The following is a 19,672-nucleotide window of genomic DNA, read 5'->3' on the forward strand; positions in this document are numbered from 1 at the left end:
CAATTGATCTCCACAGTTTTCATCGCTTGCCCAACGCAAAGTTGGGCAACGCCCCCAGCGGCTGGTTGAACTGATACGGAATCGATACCAGACCCGCCCCGCTGTTGCGTTGCACCACAAAGTGCAAGTGCGGGCCGCTGCTGTTGCCGGTGTTGCCCGACAGCGCCAGCGGACTGCCCACCGTCACCCTCTGCCCTTCGCGTACACTCACCGAGCCCTGCTTGAGGTGCAGATACACGCCCATCGTGCCGTCATCGTGCAACACCCGCACGAAGTTGCCGGAAGGATCGGTGCCGCGGCCACTCTGCGAATTCTCGGTTTTCACCACCACCCCCGCCCGCGCGGCAATGATCGGCGTGCCGACCGGCATGGCGATGTCCATCGCGTATTTGTTCTTCGGCCCGAAGTGGCTGTAATCGCCATTGGCGCCCTGGCTGAGGCGGAACGGCCCGCCACGCCACGGAAACGGATAGCGATAGCCCTGAGCCGCGCCAGCCGGGTCACCAAGGGAATAATGGAACTGCGGCGTATACACCAGCGGTTTGCCACCGGACACCGCCGTCAGCAGCGCCAGCCGCGTATTGCTGCGCGCCGGCAACACCCGACGGATCGTTTGAGCGGGAGCGCCGCGCACGTTGCTCATCCCGGTAAACGCCAGTGCAACCTCGACTGGCGCGTACAGGTCGTTGCGCACGAACACCACGTCCGCGCCCTTCTGCTTCTTGATGTCGAGATAGACCTGGCGCTCGAGGCGCTCGACCATCCGGTCCTGAAACACGAACACCTGAGAGCCTTTGCTCGGACGGTCGCTATACGAAACCACTCCGTTGGCATCGGTGGATTTGTAGATCGTCATGGCCACAGTCGAGGTGGAGGCCATGAACAGACCACAGAAAAACAGCAGGCGCAGGGGCATGGGCAAAAATTCTGTCGAGTAAGGCCTGGGAATGAGCCTAGCAGCTGAAGCAGACCAGGCTAGTCGACAGATGTTTCAAATTGGCAGGTGCAGGAGATGATCGTCCCCACGCTCTGCGTGGGGATGCAGCCCGGGACGCTCCGCGTCCCATGCGAGAGGACGCGGAGCGTCCGGTTGAGGCATTCCCACGCAGAGCGTGGGAACGATCAGCTGTCAGGCAACGAAGATCACGCGCCGGGTACGAAGTGCTTCTGCGCCGTGCCACGGGCGATCAGACGGGAGATGTAATCGAGTTTCTGCGCATCCTGGTCAACGAAGCGGAAAGTCAGTTGCAGCCAGTCACTGTCGGCTTTCTGCTCGTGGGCAACGATGGCGTGCAGGTAACCATTAAGGCGGGCGATTTCGGCGTTGTCGCCCTGCTCCAGATCGAGCACGGCGCTGTCGAGGATCTGCGGCAGACTGTCGGTGCGTTTGATCACCAGCAGCGCTTCCTTGATGCTCAGGGCTTTGATCACGCATTGCTGGTTGCCACTTGGCAAGCGCAGCTGGCCTTGACCGCGACCACTGGCCGGCGCTGCTGCAGCGGCAGGTGCCTTGACCGGTGGACTGTTAAGCAGACCGCGCGACGGCGCAGCGGCCGGTGCCGGGGCAGCGGCAGCAGGCTTGGCGAACGGATTGGCTGCCGCTGCGACCGGAGCGCCACCCACCACGGCAGCCTTGCCGCCAGTCAAAGCGCTCAGGGAATCGTTGCCAAACGCCGAGTTCATCTTGGTCGGCGCACTGTTCATCAGCGTGTCGAGCTTGCCGACCTTGTTCAGCGCCTGCTTGACCTTGGTCAGCAGTTGTTCGTTGGTGAACGGCTTGCTGACGTAGCCGGAAACGCCGGCCTGAATAGCTTGCACCACGTTTTCCTTGTCGCCACGGCTGGTGACCATGATGAACGGCATGGTTTTGAGGTTGTCTTGCTGGCGGCACCAGGTCAGCAGTTCCAGGCCGGACATTTCCGGCATCTCCCAGTCGCACAAGACCAGGTCGAATGCCTCTTTGGCCAGCATGGCCTGGGCCTTTTTGCCGTTGATGGCGTCCTCGGTGCGGATCCCCGGGAAGTAATTACGCAGGCACTTTTTCACCAGGTCACGAATGAACGATGCATCGTCCACGACCAACACACTGATCTTGCTCATCCAACACCCCTATTAAAATCCCGGCAAGCATAACGCTGGCTGATGGCACATTGCCAAAACTCTTCAGTCACGCCGGGACTTTTCGTTCGCGGGTGCTGCTTTTTAACTCGCTTCTGCCTACGAAAAGCAGAAACAAAAACGCCCGGCCAAAGGGCCGGGCGCTTTTCTCAGGCAATCTTACTTATCGTCAGCATCGCCCGGAACATTAGCGGTTTCACCGCTTGTGCCTTCAACTTCTTCCTTCATGCGCTTGAGGCCCATGTGGCGCACATCGGTACCGCGCACCAGGTAGATCACCAGTTCCGAGATGTTGCGTGCGTGGTCGCCGATCCGCTCCAGCGAACGCAGCACCCAGATAATGCTCAAGACCCGCGAGATAGAGCGCGGGTCTTCCATCATGTAGGTTGCCAGCTCGCGCAGGGCGGTCTTGTATTCGCGGTCGATGATCTTGTCGTACTGCGCCACCGACAACGCCAGATCGGCGTCGAAGCGGGCAAACGCGTCCAGCGCATCGCGCACCATGTTGCGCACCTGGTCGCCGATGTGGCGAACCTCGACGTAACCGCGCGGCGCTTCGCCTTCCTCGCACAACTGGATGGCACGACGGGCGATCTTGGTCGCTTCGTCACCGATGCGCTCAAGGTCGATCACCGACTTGGAGATGCTGATGATCAGACGCAGGTCGGAGGCCGCCGGCTGACGACGGGCGAGAATGCGCAGGCATTCTTCGTCGATGTTGCGTTCCATCTGGTTGATCTGGTCATCGATCTCGCGCACTTGCTGAGCCAGGCCGGAGTCGGCCTCGATCAGCGCGGTCACCGCGTCGTTGACCTGCTTCTCGACCAGCCCGCCCATGGCCAGGAGGTGGCTGCGCACTTCCTCGAGCTCGGCGTTGAACTGCGCTGAGATGTGGTGGGTAAGGCCTTCTTTACTAATCATGTTGGCGTCCTTGGAGCGTCCGGTAAGGTGCGGTGGGCCGCAGCGTCAATTCTGTGAATAACCCGCAACTGTCAGCCATAACGACCGGTGATGTAGTCTTCGGTCTGCTTCTTCGCCGGATTGGTGAACAGGGTATCGGTGTCGCCGAACTCCACCAGTTTGCCCATGTACATGAACGCCGTGTAGTCGGACACCCGCGCGGCCTGTTGCATGTTGTGGGTCACGATGACGATGGTGAACTTGGATTTCAGCTCGTAGATCAGCTCTTCGACTTTCAGCGTCGAGATCGGGTCGAGGGCCGAGCACGGTTCGTCGAGCAGCAGCACTTCCGGCTCCACGGCGATGGTACGGGCGATCACCAGACGTTGCTGCTGACCGCCGGACAGGCCGAGTGCCGAGTCGTGCAGACGGTCTTTGACTTCGTCCCACAGCGCCGCGCCTTTCAGTGCCCACTCAACGGCTTCGTCGAGGATGCGCTTCTTGTTGATGCCCTGGATGCGCAAGCCGTAAACCACGTTTTCGTAGATGGTCTTGGGGAACGGGTTAGGCTTCTGGAACACCATGCCGACCCGGCGACGCAGCTCGGCAACGTCCTCGCCCTTGCGATAGATGTTGTTGCCGTACAGGTTGATCGCGCCTTCGACGCGGCAACCGTCCACCAGGTCGTTCATGCGGTTGAAGGTACGCAGCAGCGTGGACTTGCCGCAGCCGGACGGGCCGATGAACGCGGTCACGCGCTGTTTCGGGATGTTCATGCTGACGTCGAACAGTGCTTGTTTCTCGCCGTAGAACAGGCTCAGCCCCGGCACTTCGATGGCCACGGTTTCCTGTTCGAGGTTCAGGCTCTGCTTGTCGCGGCCCAGGGCAGACATGTTGATGCCGTGGGTATGTGTTTCGTGCTGCATGGGAGATCCCCTGTGCTAACAAATTCGGTTCGGTTGGCTGCCGGAATCTAGACCGGCAACCCTTCAATTCTTGTGGCGGCGATCAGCTGTCCAGCGCCTTGTACTTCTCGCGCAGGTGGTTACGGATGTACACCGCCGACAGGTTCAACGTGGCGATCACCAGCACCAGCAACAGCGCCGTGGCATACACCAGCGGACGGGCCGCTTCGACGTTCGGGCTCTGGAAGCCGACGTCATAAATATGGAAGCCCAGGTGCATGATCTTCTGGTCCAGGTGCAGGTACGGGTAGTTACCGTCCACCGGCAGCGACGGCGCCAGTTTCACCACACCCACCAGCATCAGCGGTGCCACTTCACCGGCGGCACGAGCCACCGCGAGGATCATGCCGGTCATCATCGCCGGGCTGGCCATGGGCAGAACGATCTTCCACAGGGTTTCAGCCTTGGTCGCGCCCAGCGCCAGCGAACCTTCGCGCACAGTGCGAGGAATCCGCGCCAGACCTTCTTCCGTGGCCACGATCACCACCGGTACCGCCAGCAGCGCCAGAGTCAACGAAGCCCAGAGCAGCCCCGGTGTACCAAAGGTCGGCGCCGGCAGTGCTTCAGGGAAGAACAGCCGGTCGAGCGAACCACCCAGCACGTAGACGAAAAAGCCCAGACCGAACACGCCGTAAACGATCGCCGGAACACCGGCGAGGTTGTTCACTGCGATGCGGATGATCCGGGTCAGGGCGTTCTGCTTGGCGTATTCGCGCAGGTACACCGCCGCCAGTACGCCGAACGGGGTGACGATCATCGCCATGATCAGGGTCATCATCACGGTGCCGAAGATCGCCGGGAAAATCCCGCCTTCGGTGTTCGCTTCACGCGGGTCGTCGGACAGGAACTCCCAGACCTTGCTGAAGTAGAAACCGATCTTGGTGAAGGTGCCCATGGCGTTTGGCTGGTAGGCGTGAACCACTTTGCCCAGACCGATTTCGATCTCTTTACCGTTGGCATCGCGGGCAGTCAACGCATCACGATTGAACTGCGCATGCAGATCGGCCAGACGTGCTTCGATGTCCTGATAACGCGCGTTCAGCTCGGCGCGCTCCGACTCCATGTCCGCTTGCGCGGTGGCGTCGAGTTTGCCTTCCAGTTCCAGCTTGCGCCCATGCAGACGGATGCGCTCCAGACCTGCGTTGATCGCACCGATGTCAGTCTTTTCCAGCGACTTGAGCTGCGCGGCGAGACCGTTCACACGGTTGATTCGCGCCTGCAACTCAGGCCAGGCAGCCTCGCCTTCGGCGATGACCTTGCCATCCTGTTTGACGTTGACCAGATAGCCGTAGAAGTTGCCCCACTCGCGACGCTCCAGCGCCATCAGTTCCGGCGGGTTTTTCTGGTTGGTCAGCCACTCGCCGACGATCCAGGTGAAGTCGTTGCCGTTCAAGTCACGGTTACCGACCTTGATCAGCTCGCGGGTCATGAATTCCGGGCCTGCATCCGGCACCGGCAAACCGGCGCTCTTCAGACGTGCACGCGGCACTTCTTCTTTTTGCACCACTTCGCCCACGACCAGATGCTGGCCCTGGCCCGGTACGTCATAGCTGGCGTGGATCAGATCCGCCGGCCAGAAGTGACCCAGACCGCGCACGGCGATCACCGCCAGCAGGCCAATGGTCATGATGACCGCGATGGACACCGCGCCACCGCTGATCCAGACGCCCGGGGCGCCGCTCTTGAACCATCCTTTCAGGGAGTTCTGTTTCACAGACTTCTACCTTTGCTTAAAGCGACGAGTATTTCTTGCGCAGACGCTGACGAATCAGTTCCGCGAGGGTGTTCATGACGAAGGTGAACAACAGCAGCACCAGCGCCGAGAGGAACAGCACGCGGTAGTGGCTGCCGCCGACTTCCGACTCCGGCATTTCCACCGCGACGTTGGCGGCCAGGGTGCGCAGGCCTTCGAACAGGTTCATTTCCATGACCGGGGTATTACCGGTGGCCATCAGCACGATCATCGTCTCGCCGACCGCACGGCCCATGCCGATCATCAGCGCCGAGAAGATGCCCGGGCTGGCGGTCAGAATGACCACGCGAGTCATGGTTTGCCACGGCGTGGCACCCAGCGCCAGCGAACCCAGGGTCAGGCCGCGTGGCACGCTGAATACGGCGTCTTCGGCGATCGAGTAGATGTTCGGAATCACCGCAAAACCCATCGCCAGACCGACCACCAGTGCGTTGCGCTGGTCGTAGGTGATGCCCAGGTCGTGGGAGATCCACATGCGCATGTCACCGCCGAAGAACCAGTTCTCCATGAACGGGCTCATGTACAGCGACAACCAGCCCACGAACAGGATCACCGGGATCAACAGTGCACTTTCCCAGCCATCCGGGACTTTCAGGCGGATCGACTCAGGCAGGCGGCTGAAGGTGAAACCGGCGATCAGAATGCCGATCGGCAGCAACATCAGCAGGCTGAAGATGCCCGGCAGGTGCCCTTCTACATACGGTGCGAGGAACAGGCCGGCGAAGAAACCGAGGATCACCGTCGGCATCGCTTCCATCAGCTCGATCACCGGTTTGACCTTGCGGCGCATGCCCGGGGCCATGAAGTACGCGGTATAGATCGCAGCGGCAACGGCCAGCGGTGCAGCCAGCAGCATCGCGTAGAACGCCGCTTTCAGGGTGCCGAAGGTCAGTGGCGAGAGGCTCAGTTTCGGTTCGAAATCGGTGTTGGCGGCGGTCGATTGCCAGACGTATTTAGGCTCGTCGTAGTTCTCGTACCAGACCTTGCTCCACAGCGCGCTCCACGACACTTCCGGGTGTGGGTTGTCGAGCAGCAGCGGTTGCAGCTTGCCGCCGGCTTCGACGATCACCCGGTTGGCGCGTGGCGACAGGCCGAACAGGCCCTGGCCTTCGACCACCTGATCGACCAGCAAAGTTCGGTGCGCGGTGCTGTGGAACACGCCGAGCTTGCCGCTGGCATCCAGCGCAAGGAAGCCTTTGCGACGCTCTTCGGCAGTGATTTCAACGATCGGCGTGGTGCCCATCTGGAAGGTGCGGATCTGTTTCAGGCGCAGCTCGCCATCGGTGTCGCGGGCCATGAACCACTGGGCCAGACCGCCCTTGGAATCACCGATGATCAGCGAGATACCACCGACCAGTTGCGTCGAGGCAGTGACTTCGGCGTCGGCGTTTTCCAGCAGTTTGTAGCGGCCGTTAAGGCTCTTGTCGCGCAGACTGAACACGTCGGCCTGAGCACGCCCGTTGACCACGTACAGCCATTGCTGGCGCGGGTCGACGAAGATGTTTTTCACCGGCTCAGTCATCTGTGGCAGATCGATACGCTTCTGCTCGTTGGTGACTTCGCCGGTCATCATGTTTTCTTCGCTGGTCAGCGACAAAACATTGAGTTGCGAACCGGTCGAACCCACCAGCATCAGGGTCGTATCGGTGGCATTGAGGCTGACGTGCTCCAGAGCACCACCGCTTTCATTCAACGCAATCGGCGTATTGCCATACGGGTATTCGATGGCCGGGGTGATGGTTTTCTTGCCATCGGGATAGCTGACTTTATAGGTGTGACGGAACACCAGCGCCTGACCGTTGGACAGACCCACGGCAACCAGCGGATGACCTGGCTGGTCCTCACCGATGGAGGTCACGGTAGCGCCGGCCGGAACCGGCAGATCGACGCGCTTCAATTCAGCGCCACTGTCGAGATCGAAAAACAGCGCCTGGCCCTTGTCGGAAACGCGCATGGCCACCTGATTCTGCTCTTCGAGCGAGATCATCAGCGGCTTGCCGGCGTCCTGCATCCAGGCCGGGGTAATGGCATCTTTCGCGGTCAGGTCGGCACCTTTGAACAGCGGCGCAACCACGTAGGCGAGAAAGAAAAAGATCAGGGTGATGGCTGCCAGTACCGCCAGACCGCCAACGAGGACGTACCAGCGGGTGAAGCGATCCTTGAGCGCGCGAATGCGGCGCTTGCGTTGCAGCTCAGGCGTATTGAAATCAATGCGCTTGGGAGGATTAGTAGTCATGTGGGAATTGGCCAGATCATTCATGCGCTCACCCTAGCGATCCTGTATGACAGAAAGATGACAGTGCAGTGACGCAGCAAATCCACCGCCAGCAGGACTGGCAGAGGATCGAAAATTTGAGGTGTGGAAAAGGCCGGCCTGCAAGCAGATCCGGCCTTTTTCCTTGAGTCCGGCGGGGTTCACCCCGGACTCAATTTGTTACTTTTTTGCGACTTCAGCGCCGCCTTCCTGCAGCCCCAGATCAGCCAGTGCTTTTGCAGCAACCTTGGCCGGCAGTGGGATGTAGCCGTCTTTCACTACAACTTCCTGGCCCTGTTTGGACAGAACCAGTTTCACGAACTCAGCTTCCAGCGGAGCCAGAGGCTTGTTCGGGGCTTTGTTCACGTACACGTAGAGGAAACGCGACAGTGGGTACTTGCCGTTCAGGGCGTTTTCTTCGGTGTCTTCGATGAAGTCAGTGCTGCCTTTCTTCGACAGGGCAACAGTCTTCACGCTGGCGGTCTTGTAGCCGATGCCCGAGTAACCGATGCCGTTCAGCGAGGAGCTGATCGACTGCACGACCGAAGCCGAGCCTGGTTGTTCGTTGACGTTTGGCTTGTAGTCGCCTTTGCACAGGGCTTCTTCTTTGAAGTAGCCGTAGGTGCCGGATACCGAGTTACGGCCGAACAGTTGTACTGGCTTGTTGGCCAGGTCGCCGGTCACGCCCAGGTCGCCCCAGGTTTTCACGTCGGCTTTGGCGCCGCACAGACGGGTCGACGAGAAGATCGCGTCAACCTGTTCCATGGTCAGGTGCTGGATCGGGTTGTCTTTGTGAACGAAGACAGCCAGGGCGTCCACGGCAACCGGGATGGCGGTTGGCTTGTAGCCGTATTTCTGTTCGAAGGCCGCCAGTTCGGTGTCCTTCATCTTGCGGCTCATCGGGCCCAGGTTGGAGGTGCCTTCAGTCAGCGCAGGTGGCGCAGTGGCAGAGCCAGCAGCCTGAATCTGGATGTTTACGTTCGGGTATTCTTTTTTGTAGTTCTCAGCCCAGAGGGTCATGAGGTTGGCCAGAGTATCGGAGCCGACGCTGGACAGGTTGCCCGACACACCAGTGGTCTTGGTGTAGCTCGGGATAGCAGGGTCAACAGCGGCAACCGCGTTGGCAGTCGCAACGCCAGCAGCGACAAAAGTCATTGCCGCCATCAAACGCTTCAGTTTCATGCCTTACTCCTAGCAGATAGGGTGTGTTAAGTCGGGGCCAAGTATCAGCAGGCCGTGTGAACACTCTATGGCTGAAATATGACAATTGGATGAAAGGCCAGCATTCGAGGTGTCACAAAAAATGAATTCCGCAGCAGGTTGACAAATCAAATGCAAAAGATAGGCTTGTCAACCACGAGAGGAACTCATGATAAACGACCGAATTCGCCGCGCCCGCCTGCAGAGAGGCCTCACCCTAGAGGGTCTGGCGGCCCAGCTTGGCGACATCACCAAACAAGCGTTAAGCAAATATGAGAAAGGGTTAAGTACTCCAAACTCTTCTCGCCTGCTGCAACTGGCCAAAGCACTTCAGGTCAGTCCCGAATATTTTTTCCGCGCGGAGGTTATTCCTCTGGCACCTCTTGAGTTTCGAAAGCTGGCCAGAATGCCCAAGTTTCGCCAAGCTCAGGTTGAAGAAAAAATTCGGGAACATCTCGAACGCTACATTTCACTTGAGCAATGTTTCGACCCGGCAGATATCCAGACCCCTGCCACCCCAGCGCAGATGCTCCCGGTTTCAACCCTCGAAGAGGCCGAGCTAGCAGCCGAAAAGCTTCGCCAGTTTTGGGGGATCGGTAGCGATCCCATCGCCAATCTGACTGAACAATTGGAAGAGCACAGCATCAAGGTTGCAATGCTAAACGGCCCAGATGATTTCGATGGAGCTTGCGCTGCTACTGGTGACGGCGACCATGTATTGATTGCTTTGAATGCTGACCGTCCGGGTGAGCGAATCAGATTTACGGCAGCTCATGAGCTCGGCCATTGGGTTATGGCGTTGCCTGAAGACATGCCGGAGAAAGACAAAGAAAACTGTTGTCACCGTTTTGCCGGTGCATTTCTCTACCCCGCCAAAAGCGTAACCGGCGATTTCGGCAGCCATCCCCGGTCCAGAGTCCACCCACGAGAGCTACTGATCGCCAAACGCCAATACGGAATATCAATGCACGCTGCGTTGAGACGGCTGAAGGATCTGAAGCTACTTAGCGAAAGTGGCTACAAATCCCTCACTATTCAATTCAGTGCCAACGGCTGGCGCAAAGCAGAGCCTGAACCTATGCCGTGCAAACCACCCCAGCGCTTTGATTCGCTGGTGTTCTGGGGATTGGCGGAAGGATTGATCACCAAGTCGCGGGCTGCTGAACTCCTGCGCAAACCGGTGAGCGCACTTGATCCCAATTTCCTGGGCTCACTGGAGAGTGCATGAGTCTGATCTATATCAGTGATACGAATATCTGGATCGACTTCAGAAATGCCGGATTACTGGAGCAGATGTTCAGCTTGCCGTTTACGCTGTGTTGCACTGACTTCGTAATGTACGAACTCGACGACTTTTCTCATGACGAACTGCTCGACCGAGGGTTGATTGTCGAATCGTTCGATGAGGAAGGTGTAATACGATTGTCGGGGCTGAGGATCGAGCACAACAACAGCTCTTTAGCCGACGTCTCCTGCTACTTGCTTGCGCAGGAAACGGGCCGTCCTTTACTCACCGGAGATGGCAGGTTGCGCCGTCAGGCCCAAAGAGACGGGCTACAGGTACACGGCGCGCTATGGTTGCTCGATTTAATGGTTGAACATCAAGTCATCGACGAAACAGAAGCCGCAAATGCTTTGGCTCATATGCTTGAGCACGGGGCTCGCCTGCCGGTTGGCGAGTGTGAAACAAGGCTTTCGCGCTGGCGAAAGCCCTGAGTTCCGGAACTGAATCAGCGTCCCTTGCTCCACAACCACGCCCCTACCAGAGTCCCCATCGCGCACAGCACCGCCACATAGTAGGCCGGCCCCATCGCGCTTTCTTTCAGCAGCAGGCTGACCACCATTGGCGTCAGGCCGCCGAAGATCGCGTAGGCGACGTTATAAGAGAAGGACAGACCACTGAAACGCACCACCGGCGGGAACGCCTTGACCATCACGTACGGCACCGCGCCGATGGTGCCGACCAGAAAACCGGTCAGCGCATACAGCGGGAACAGCCAGTTCGGGTGATCGGCGAGGCTGTGATAGAACGTCCACGAGCTGATCAGCAAACCCAGGCAGCCGAACACGAACACCCGGCCGGCACCGAAACGATCGGCCAGCGCACCAGAGATGATGCAGCCCAGGCTCAGGAACACGATCGCCAGGCTGTTGGATTGCAGCGCGGTGGTCGGCGAGAAGTGATAGACCGTTTGCAGCACGGTCGGGGTCATCAGGATCACCACTACAATGCCGGCGGACAGCAACCAGGTCAGCAGCATCGAGATCGCAATCGCACCGCGATGGTCACGCAGCACCGCGCGCAGCGGCACTTCTTCGGCCAGCGCCTTGCGTTGTTGCAGTTCGGCGAACACCGGGGTTTCGTGCAGCCAGCGGCGCAGGTAGACCGAGAACAGGCCGAATACACCGCCGAGCAGGAACGGAATCCGCCACGCGTAATCCGAGACTTCCACCGGCGTGTAGATGCTGTTGATCGCGGTGGCAACCAGCGAGCCCAGCAGGATGCCGGCGGTCAGGCCGCTGGTCAGGGTGCCGCAGGCGTAACCAATGTGCTTCCCGGGCACGTGTTCGGAAACGAAGACCCACGCCCCCGGCACTTCGCCGCCGATTGCCGCACCCTGAATGACGCGCATCAATAGGAGCAGGATCGGCGCCCACATGCCGATCTGCGCATACGTCGGCAGCAGACCCATGATCAGGGTCGGTACCGCCATCATGAAAATGCTCAGAGTGAACATCTTCTTGCGCCCCAGCAGGTCGCCGAAGTGCGCCATGACGATGCCGCCCAGCGGCCGCGCGAGGTAACCAGCGGCGAAGATGCCGAAGGTCTGCATCAAGCGCAGCCACTCGGGCATGTCGGCCGGGAAGAACAGCTTGCCGACCACGGTGGCGAAGAATACGAAGATGATGAAATCGTAGAATTCCAGCGCACCGCCAAGGGCGGACAGCGACAGGGTCTTGTAGTCATTGCGGGTCAACGGTCGTGCGGGTTGCTCGGGCTGCGCGAGGCTCGAAGGCGCTGTGGTCATGGCAAGGGCTTCTCTTATAGTCGGATCTACCGCCACAACAACGCTGGCTGTGACTTGGGCAGGTTCGGCACCATAGCAAATTGTTCGAAAAAGCACATAGAGGCGCGTATTTGACGGTCGAAATGAGAACCGGATGGTCGTCGCGGAGTCTACCGACCGATATACTCGCAACCTTGCTCCGGTTTGTAGGGGGTTGCTGTGCGAAAACGTCGTTGGCCCGGCCTTTGCTCGGGATTAGCCGGTTTCGCAGAGTTTCTCCTTAGGCGCCTGATGGAAAACGTGACGAACGTAGTATGTTCGGTGCTGAATCGTTTTTCCCGAAGACGGCTACCACCAGCAATACCAACGAAGAGTCACGGGTCAGAGGCACCCCCGGCATGATAGAGCTCGAACAAGAAGATCCGATCCCGCAAGGCGACCTGGCCCTGCAAATCACCGCACTTCCACGCGAAACCAACGGCTTTGGCGATATTTTTGGCGGCTGGCTGGTGGCGCAGATGGATTTGGCCGGCACCGCCATGGCCAGCCGTGTCGCCGGTGGCCGCGTTGCCACTGTGGCCATCGACCGTATGGCGTTCCTTGTGCCGGTCGCCGTCGGCGCGCAACTGTCCTTTTATACCCAGACCCTGGAAATCGGCCGCAGCTCGATCCAGATGATGGTCGAAGTGTGGAGCGACGACCCGCTGTCCAGCGAGTGGCGTAAAGTCACCGAAGCGGTATTCGTCTTCGTTGCCATCGACGGCAGCGGCCGCACGCGTTCGGTGCCGCCACGCGCGCGTTAAACCTCGCGACCGTTTTGCGGTCGATAGTCGTCCCAAGTGCCTGATCGAGAGTTGCCCCATGAACACGCCCAACGTTGAAGCCGTGAAACTGGATGAACTGAACTGCTGGCGCATCCGCCACGGTCAGGCCGAAGTGCTGGTGGCCCAGCAAGGCGCGCACATCCTCAGTTATCAGATCGATGGGCAGCAGCCGATCATCTGGCTCAATGACAAGGCCGAGTTCAAGACCGGCAAAAGCATCCGTGCTGGCGTGCCGGTGTGCTGGCCGTGGTTCGGCAAGTTCGAACGCAATCCGCAGAGCGTGCAGGCCATGTACACCGGTGAGCAACCGTCACCCGCTCACGGGCTGGTGCGGGCGATGGATTGGGAGCTGGGCGGGATCGAATCAGAGGCTGACGGCGTCAAGGTCGAATTCAAACTGCCCTACCCCGAAGGTGGCCTGCCGGGCTGGCCGCACGAAGTCGATCTGACCCTGACCCTGCATTTGTCCGAACAACTGAGCTTCAGCCTGACCAGCCACAACCGTGGCCGTGACACCGTCAGCCTGAGTCAGGCGCTGCACACGTACTACGCGGTCAGTGATGTGCGCAATGTGCATGTCGACGGCGTGGCGGGCCTGAATTACATCGAAACCCTGGACAACTGGAACACCCACCAGCAGCAAGGTGACCTGGGTTTCGCCGGGGAAACCGACCGCATCTACCTCGACGCCCCACCACAACTGAGCATCGTTGATTCGGCATGGGAGCGACGCATCGTGCTGACCGCCACCGGGTCGCGCACGGCAGTGATCTGGAATCCGTGGATCGACCGCGCAGCTGCGCTGGCCGATATGGATAACGATGGCTGGCAACGCATGTTGTGCATCGAGACGGCGAATGTGATGGATGACGTAGTCACCCTGGCGCCGGGGGCGAGCCACACCATGGGCGTCAGCGTCGCCAGCAAGCCGCTCTAAGACACACAGCAGAACGAACTGTGGGAGGGGGCTTGCTCCCGAAGGCGATGTGTCAGTCAACTAATCCATTGACTGACACACCACCTTCGGGAGCAAGCCCCCTCCCACAGTTGTTTTGCACAGGTGTCAGAGATCGGACTCTTTCACCACTCGCACCTTGTCCGCTTCCAGCGCATACGCAGCGTCTGCCAGATCATTGCTGACCTTCTCGATCTTCAGCGTGCCGGTCACCCACAGCGGCGTGTAGATGTCATCCAGCTTCAATCCCTTCGGATAACGCACCAGCACCAATTGATTCGGCGGCGGTGGCGGCACGTGGATGCACGCGCCCGGGTACGGCACGAGGAAAAACAGCGTGCTGCGGCCCATGGCGTCGGACTCCAGTGGCACCGGATAACCACCGATGCGGATGTGTTTGTCGTTCATCGACGCCACGGTTTTGGTCGAATACATCACCGCCGGCAGACCTTTGGCCTGCTTCATCCCGCCCTTCTCGGTGAAGGTGCCGGTGGCTTCCGGAGAGTTGTGGTCAATTTCGGGCATGGCCTCGAGGGCCTTTTGATCCGACTTGGGCATCAGTTCGAGCCAGTCGGTTTCCGGCAGTTCGCCGGCGTGGGCCAAACCGCTGCCCAGAAAAAGGAGAGTCAACAGAAGACGGCGCATGAAGGTGCTCGGTAAAGAAAGGAGGGAACGTTGAATCGCCGAGCATTCTAGCCCTCCCGGCCGGTTTGGCAGAGAGGGCTTTGTCGCTTTGGATCAGTTCTTTTTGATCAGGCCGTAGATCACCAGCAGCACGATTGCGCCAACCAGCGCGCCGATGAAACCTGCGCCTTGACCGGCCTGATAGATGCCCAGAGCCTGGCCGCCGTAGGTGGCTGCCAGCGAACCGCCGATACCGAGCAGGATGGTCATGATCCAGCCCATGCTGTCATCGCCCGGTTTCAGGAACCGCGCCAGCAGGCCGACGATCAAGCCGATAAAGATGGTTCCGATAATTCCCATGGCAATTCCCTCTCAGTAGTAGATATGCGAAGCCTAGTCAGACTTTGGCATCCTGCCATGAGAGAACGGCGGCCCCTGAATGGTTCCGCCGTTGCCACATGAAACCGGATTTACTTGGCAATGCTACTCGGCGATCAGCGCTTCGACCTTGAGGATCTGCGCTTCGAGCGTGGCCTTGTCGGCGCAACGCAGGTTGGCATGACCGACCTTGCGCCCGGCCTTGAAGGCTTTACCGTAGTGGTGCAGGTGGCAATCTTCGATGGCGATGACCTTTTCCACCGGCGGAACAACGCCGATGAAATTGAGCATCGCACTCTCGCCGACCTTGGCCGTCGAACCCAGCGGCAGGCCGGCAACGGCGCGCAGATGGTTTTCGAACTGGCTGCACTCGGCGCCTTCGGTGGTCCAGTGCCCGGAGTTGTGCACGCGCGGGGCGATTTCGTTGGCTTTCAGGCCACCGTCAACTTCAAAGAACTCGAACGCCATCACGCCGACATAATCCAGCTGCTTGAGCACACGGCTGGAGTAGTCTTCGGCCAACGCCTGCAGCGGGTGATCGGTGCTGGCGATCGACAGCTTGAGAATGCCGCTGTCGTGGGTGTTGTGCACCAATGGATAGAACTTCGTCTCGCCATCGCGGGCACGCACGGCGATCAACGAAACTTCACCGGTGAACGGCACGAAACCTTCCAGCAGGCAGGCCACGCTGCCCAGTTCGGCGAACGTGCCGACCACGTCTTCAGGCTTGCGCAGGACTTTCTGGCCCTTGCCGTCGTAACCCAGGGTGCGGGTTTTCAACACGGCCGGCAGACCGATCGAAGCGACAGCGGCATCCAGATCGGCTTGCGACTGGATGTCGGCGAAGGCCGGGGTCGGAATGCCCAGATCCTTGAACATGCTCTTTTCGAACCAGCGATCACGAGCGATGCGCAGGGCTTCGGCACTCGGGTAGACCGGCACGAACTGCGACAGGAACGCCACGGTTTCAGCCGGGACGCTTTCGAACTCGAAGGTCACCAGATCGACTTCATCGGCTAATTGGCGCAGGTGATCCTGATCGCCGTAATCGGCCCGCAGGTGTTCGCCCAACGCAGCGGCACAAGCGTCCGGCGCAGGGTCGAGGAAAGCGAAGTTCATGCCCAGCGGAGTGCCCGCCAGAGCCAACATGCGACCCAACTGGCCGCCACCGATTACACCGATCTTCATCTCAACAACCTCAGGCAATACGTGGGTCTGGATTGTCCAGGACGCTGTCTGTCTGCTCGGCACGGAAGGTTTTCAGTACCGCGTGGAACTGTGGATGCTTGGCGCCCAGGATGCTCGCCGAGAGCAGGGCCGCGTTGATCGCGCCGGCCTTGCCGATGGCCAGAGTGGCAACTGGAATGCCCGCTGGCATTTGCACGATCGACAGCAGCGAGTCGACGCCCGAGAGCATGGCCGACTGAACCGGAACACCCAGCACCGGCAGGTGGGTCTTGGCCGCACACATGCCAGGCAGGTGAGCCGCGCCACCGGCACCGGCGATAATCACCTCGATGCCGCGGCCTTCAGCCTCTTCGGCGTACTGGAACAGCAGATCCGGGGTGCGGTGGGCAGAAACCACCTTGACCTCGTACGGGATGCCGAGCTTTTCCAGCATATCGGCGGTGTGGCTAAGGGTGGACCAATCGGACTTGGAGCCCATGATCACGCCAACCAGTGCACTCATCGTCGCGCCTCTTCTCTCTGGGCGCCCGCAGGCGCGTCAAAAACAACAAGCCACGCAGGATGCGTGGCTTGTTGTAGGAAAAATGGCCGGACGAACCGGCCGAAGGCCGCGCAGTATACCGCAAAGAAAGCAATAAACAGCCCCCTGCACGACCATCTGTCATCTGCCGCAAATGCCCGTTTTTATTGACTTCAAGGTCAGCCGAAAGTCGCCACAAATCCCCTGTAGGAGTGAGTCTGCTCGCGATGGCGGTGGGTCGGTCACATCGTCGCTGAATGTGCTGACGCTATCGCGAGCGGGCTCACTCCTACATTGGGTCTGCGGACAGGTTCAAGAGTTTTGGGCGGCGCCGCCTTCGAGCTTGCGCCACAGAAGCCGCACGTTGGCCTTGCGCACCAGTGCGCAGCGATACAGGCGGATCTCGAGCGGCACATGCCATTGCGGGCCGCCGCAGACCACCAGTTCGCCCCGCGCCAGTTCGGCGCGCACGCTCAACTGCGGCACCCAGGCAATTCCCAGCCCTTCCAGCGCCATGCTTTTCAGGCTGTCGGCCATCGCCGTTTCGTAGATGGTGGTGAAGCGCAGCTGACGCTGACGCAACAAGCCGTTCACCGAACGCCCGAGAAAGGCCCCGGCGCTATAGGCCAGCAGCGGCACACTGGCCTCGCCTTCGAGATCGAACAGCGGCTTGCCGTCAGCATCCGCCGCGCACACTGGCAACATTTCAGTCTGGCCCAGATGCAGCGACGGGAAGATTTCCGGGTCCATCTGCATGGCCGCGTCGGGGTCGTAGAACGCCAGCATCAGATCGCAGCCGCCCTCACGCAAGGCATGCACGGCGTCCCCGACGTTGGTGGCGACCAGCCGCGTGGCAATGTTCAAACCCTCATTGCGCAGTTGCGCGATCCAGCGCGGGAAGAAGCCCAGCGCCAGGGAGTGAGCGGCGGCCACCTGCATCACTTCGCCCTGCCCGCCTTCCAGATGATGCAGATGGCGCAGCACTTCGCCGAGCTGTTCGACCACGGTACGTGCAGTCACCAGAAACAGTTGCCCCGCCGCCGTCAGCTCGACCGGCGTGCGCGAGCGGTTGACCAGCGTCAGCCCCAGCGCCGCCTCGAGGCTGCGGATCCGCCGGCTGAAGGCCGGCTGGGTCACGAAGCGTCGTTCAGCGGCTTGCGAGAAGCTGCGGGTGGCGGCCAGAGCACTGAAGTCCTCGAGCCATTTGCTTTCCAGATTCATCACGTCCTCCCGGACACGCACCAAAACAGGTCACACGTCTGCCGCGCACGCGGCGTCACACGGGCATTATGCCGAATGTGCATAGGGCAGTGCTGAACAGCATTGGCCCAAAATTTCCCACAAGCCTAGCATTCGCAGCGTTCCGGCATAGACCGGGTCCATATCGAGATGATTTCTATCATGTCCTCCGCTGCATCTTTCCGCACAGAAAACGACCTGCTTGGCGCCCTCGACGTACCGGCTCAAGCGTATTACGGCATCCAGACCCTGCGAGCGGTGAATAACTTCCGTCTCTCGGGTGTTCCGATTTCGCACTACCCGAAACTGGTTGTCGGTCTGGCAATGGTCAAACAGGCCGCTGCTGACGCCAACCGCGAGTTGGGTCATCTGAGCGAAGCCAAGCACGCTGCCATCAGCGAAGCCTGTGCACGATTGATCCGCGGTGATTTCCACGAAGAGTTCGTGGTCGACATGATTCAAGGTGGCGCCGGTACTTCCACCAACATGAACGCCAACGAAGTGATCGCCAACATTGCTCTTGAAGCAATGGGTCACCAGAAAGGCGAGTACCAGTACCTGCACCCGAACGACGACGTGAACATGGCGCAGTCGACCAACGACGCCTACCCGACCGCGATCCGCCTGGGTCTGCTGCTGGGTCACGACACGTTGCTGGCCAGCCTCGACAGCCTGATTCAGGCGTTCGCGGCCAAGGGTGAAGAATTCAATCACGTCCTGAAAATGGGCCGTACCCAACTGCAAGACGCCGTGCCGATGACTCTCGGTCAAGAATTCCGTGCTTTCGCCACCACCATGGGCGAAGACCTGGCCCGTCTGAAGACGCTGGCCCCGGAACTGCTGACTGAAGTAAACCTGGGCGGCACCGCGATCGGCACCGGCATCAACGCCGACCCGCGCTACCAGGCTCTGGCCGTACAGCGTCTGGCGCTGATCAGCGGCCAACCGGTTGTGCCGGCTGCCGACCTGATTGAAGCAACTTCCGACATGGGCGCCTTCGTGCTGTTCTCCGGCATGCTCAAGCGCACTGCGGTCAAGCTGTCGAAGATCTGCAACGACCTGCGCCTGCTGTCCAGCGGCCCACGCACCGGCATCAACGAAATCAACCTGCCAGCGCGTCAGCCAGGCAGCTCGATCATGCCCGGCAAGGTCAACCCGGTAATCCCGGAAGCCGTGAACCAGGTGGCGTTCCAGGTCATCGGTAACGACCTGGCACTGACCATGGCAGCCGAAGGCGGTCAACTGCAACTGAACGTGATGGAGCCTTTGATCGCCTTCAAGATCTTCGACTCGATCCGTCTGCTGCAACGTGCCATGGACATGCTGCGCGAGCACTGCATCGTCGGCATCACCGCCAACGAAGCGCGCTGCCGCGAACTGGTCGAACACTCGATCGGCCTGGTCACCGCGCTGAACCCGTACATCGGCTACAAAAACGCCACCCGCATCGCCCGTATTGCTCTTGAAAGCGGCCGCGGCGTGCTGGAACTGGTGCGCGAAGAAGGTCTGCTCGATGAAGAGAGTCTTGCCGACATCCTGCGCCCGGAAAACATGATTGCTCCGCGTCTGGTTCCGCTCAAAGCCTGAGCCGACGCATTACTTGTAGCACCGCTCACCAGGTCGAGGGACTAGACACCTCTCACCTTTTGAGGGCTTGGGGATCCGTCCCCAAGCCCTTTTTTTTAACTTTCTGATCCTGAGACCCGTATGTCTGGGGATTGCTTTATGTGGAGGTCAGCCCTTGTG

General features: G+C 59.9%; 18 protein-coding genes. 5 read left to right on the top strand and 13 right to left on the bottom strand.

Annotated features, from left to right (window positions below; genetic code table 11):
* Positions 1-19: 19 nt before the first annotated feature.
* From F2P67_RS17275 to F2P67_RS17305, 7 genes are all read right to left on the bottom strand, one after another.
* Positions 20-916, bottom strand: a complete 897-nt coding sequence (locus tag F2P67_RS17275; protein ID WP_166221925.1) for a peptidoglycan DD-metalloendopeptidase family protein — start codon at positions 914-916, stop codon at positions 20-22.
* Positions 917-1,143: 227 nt separating this feature from the next.
* Positions 1,144-2,100: a response regulator gene (locus F2P67_RS17280; RefSeq protein ID WP_166221927.1), complete on the bottom strand. Its 957-nt coding sequence runs from the start codon at positions 2,098-2,100 to the stop codon at positions 1,144-1,146.
* Between the two features lie 177 nt (positions 2,101-2,277).
* On the bottom strand, positions 2,278-3,039 hold the full coding sequence (phoU, locus tag F2P67_RS17285) for a phosphate signaling complex protein PhoU (RefSeq protein ID WP_007954334.1): 762 nt from the start codon (positions 3,037-3,039) through the stop codon (positions 2,278-2,280).
* A gap of 71 nt (positions 3,040-3,110) precedes the next feature.
* A complete protein-coding gene (pstB, locus tag F2P67_RS17290) occupies positions 3,111-3,944 on the bottom strand; it encodes a phosphate ABC transporter ATP-binding protein PstB (protein ID WP_166221929.1) in 834 nt (277 codons plus the stop codon).
* Between the two features lie 82 nt (positions 3,945-4,026).
* Positions 4,027-5,697 (bottom strand): phosphate ABC transporter permease PstA, encoded by a 1,671-nt coding sequence (gene pstA / locus F2P67_RS17295; RefSeq protein WP_166221931.1) that lies wholly within the window; start codon positions 5,695-5,697, stop codon positions 4,027-4,029.
* Positions 5,698-5,713: 16 nt separating this feature from the next.
* Positions 5,714-7,747 (bottom strand): ABC transporter permease subunit, encoded by a 2,034-nt coding sequence (locus tag F2P67_RS17300; protein WP_178120940.1) that lies wholly within the window; start codon positions 7,745-7,747, stop codon positions 5,714-5,716.
* A gap of 423 nt (positions 7,748-8,170) precedes the next feature.
* Positions 8,171-9,172, bottom strand: coding sequence for a phosphate ABC transporter substrate-binding protein PstS (locus F2P67_RS17305; RefSeq protein ID WP_011336616.1), 1,002 nt, complete (start codon positions 9,170-9,172; stop codon positions 8,171-8,173).
* A 187-nt stretch (positions 9,173-9,359) separates the two neighbouring features.
* On the opposite strand from F2P67_RS17305, the gene F2P67_RS17310 reads away from it, so the two are divergent.
* Positions 9,360-10,418 (top strand): helix-turn-helix domain-containing protein, encoded by a 1,059-nt coding sequence (locus tag F2P67_RS17310; protein ID WP_166221935.1) that lies wholly within the window; start codon positions 9,360-9,362, stop codon positions 10,416-10,418.
* Positions 10,415-10,906, top strand: coding sequence for a PIN domain-containing protein (locus F2P67_RS17315; RefSeq protein ID WP_166221937.1), 492 nt, complete (start codon positions 10,415-10,417; stop codon positions 10,904-10,906). Before F2P67_RS17310 ends, F2P67_RS17315 begins: the two co-directional genes overlap by 4 nt.
* A gap of 14 nt (positions 10,907-10,920) precedes the next feature.
* Here the strand turns inward: F2P67_RS17315 and F2P67_RS17320 are convergent, their stop codons facing one another.
* On the bottom strand, positions 10,921-12,219 hold the full coding sequence (locus F2P67_RS17320) for an MFS transporter (protein ID WP_166221939.1): 1,299 nt from the start codon (positions 12,217-12,219) through the stop codon (positions 10,921-10,923).
* A gap of 377 nt (positions 12,220-12,596) precedes the next feature.
* Between F2P67_RS17320 and F2P67_RS17325 the strand changes: the two genes are divergently transcribed.
* Together F2P67_RS17325 and F2P67_RS17330 are read left to right on the top strand one after the other, a co-directional pair.
* Positions 12,597-13,001, top strand: coding sequence for an acyl-CoA thioesterase (locus F2P67_RS17325; RefSeq protein ID WP_003229628.1), 405 nt, complete (start codon positions 12,597-12,599; stop codon positions 12,999-13,001).
* Positions 13,002-13,059: 58 nt separating this feature from the next.
* Entirely contained in the window at positions 13,060-13,959 is a 900-nt protein-coding gene (locus tag F2P67_RS17330) for a D-hexose-6-phosphate mutarotase (RefSeq protein ID WP_166221941.1), read from the top strand.
* Positions 13,960-14,085: 126 nt separating this feature from the next.
* Here the strand turns inward: F2P67_RS17330 and F2P67_RS17335 are convergent, their stop codons facing one another.
* From F2P67_RS17335 to F2P67_RS17355, 5 genes are all read right to left on the bottom strand, one after another.
* Complete coding sequence (locus F2P67_RS17335; RefSeq protein WP_166221943.1) at positions 14,086-14,622, bottom strand: DUF3299 domain-containing protein; 537 nt, start codon at positions 14,620-14,622, stop codon at positions 14,086-14,088.
* Positions 14,623-14,715: 93 nt separating this feature from the next.
* Positions 14,716-14,961, bottom strand: a complete 246-nt coding sequence (locus F2P67_RS17340) for a GlsB/YeaQ/YmgE family stress response membrane protein (protein ID WP_003229635.1) — start codon at positions 14,959-14,961, stop codon at positions 14,716-14,718.
* A 123-nt stretch (positions 14,962-15,084) separates the two neighbouring features.
* Positions 15,085-16,167, bottom strand: coding sequence for a 5-(carboxyamino)imidazole ribonucleotide synthase (locus tag F2P67_RS17345; RefSeq protein WP_166221945.1), 1,083 nt, complete (start codon positions 16,165-16,167; stop codon positions 15,085-15,087).
* Between the two features lie 10 nt (positions 16,168-16,177).
* The gene (purE, locus tag F2P67_RS17350; protein ID WP_007954291.1) at positions 16,178-16,669 is read right to left on the bottom strand and encodes a 5-(carboxyamino)imidazole ribonucleotide mutase; all 492 of its coding nucleotides are present in this window, start codon (positions 16,667-16,669) and stop codon (positions 16,178-16,180) included.
* Between the two features lie 330 nt (positions 16,670-16,999).
* Complete coding sequence (locus tag F2P67_RS17355) at positions 17,000-17,908, bottom strand: LysR substrate-binding domain-containing protein (RefSeq protein ID WP_038359390.1); 909 nt, start codon at positions 17,906-17,908, stop codon at positions 17,000-17,002.
* Positions 17,909-18,088: 180 nt separating this feature from the next.
* Between F2P67_RS17355 and aspA the strand changes: the two genes are divergently transcribed.
* The gene (gene aspA / locus F2P67_RS17360; RefSeq protein ID WP_166221947.1) at positions 18,089-19,513 is read left to right on the top strand and encodes an aspartate ammonia-lyase; all 1,425 of its coding nucleotides are present in this window, start codon (positions 18,089-18,091) and stop codon (positions 19,511-19,513) included.
* Positions 19,514-19,672: the final 159 nt, after the last annotated feature.

It is taken from the genome of Pseudomonas atagonensis, assembly GCF_011369485.1.
Taxonomy (GTDB): domain Bacteria; phylum Pseudomonadota; class Gammaproteobacteria; order Pseudomonadales; family Pseudomonadaceae; genus Aquipseudomonas; species Aquipseudomonas atagonensis.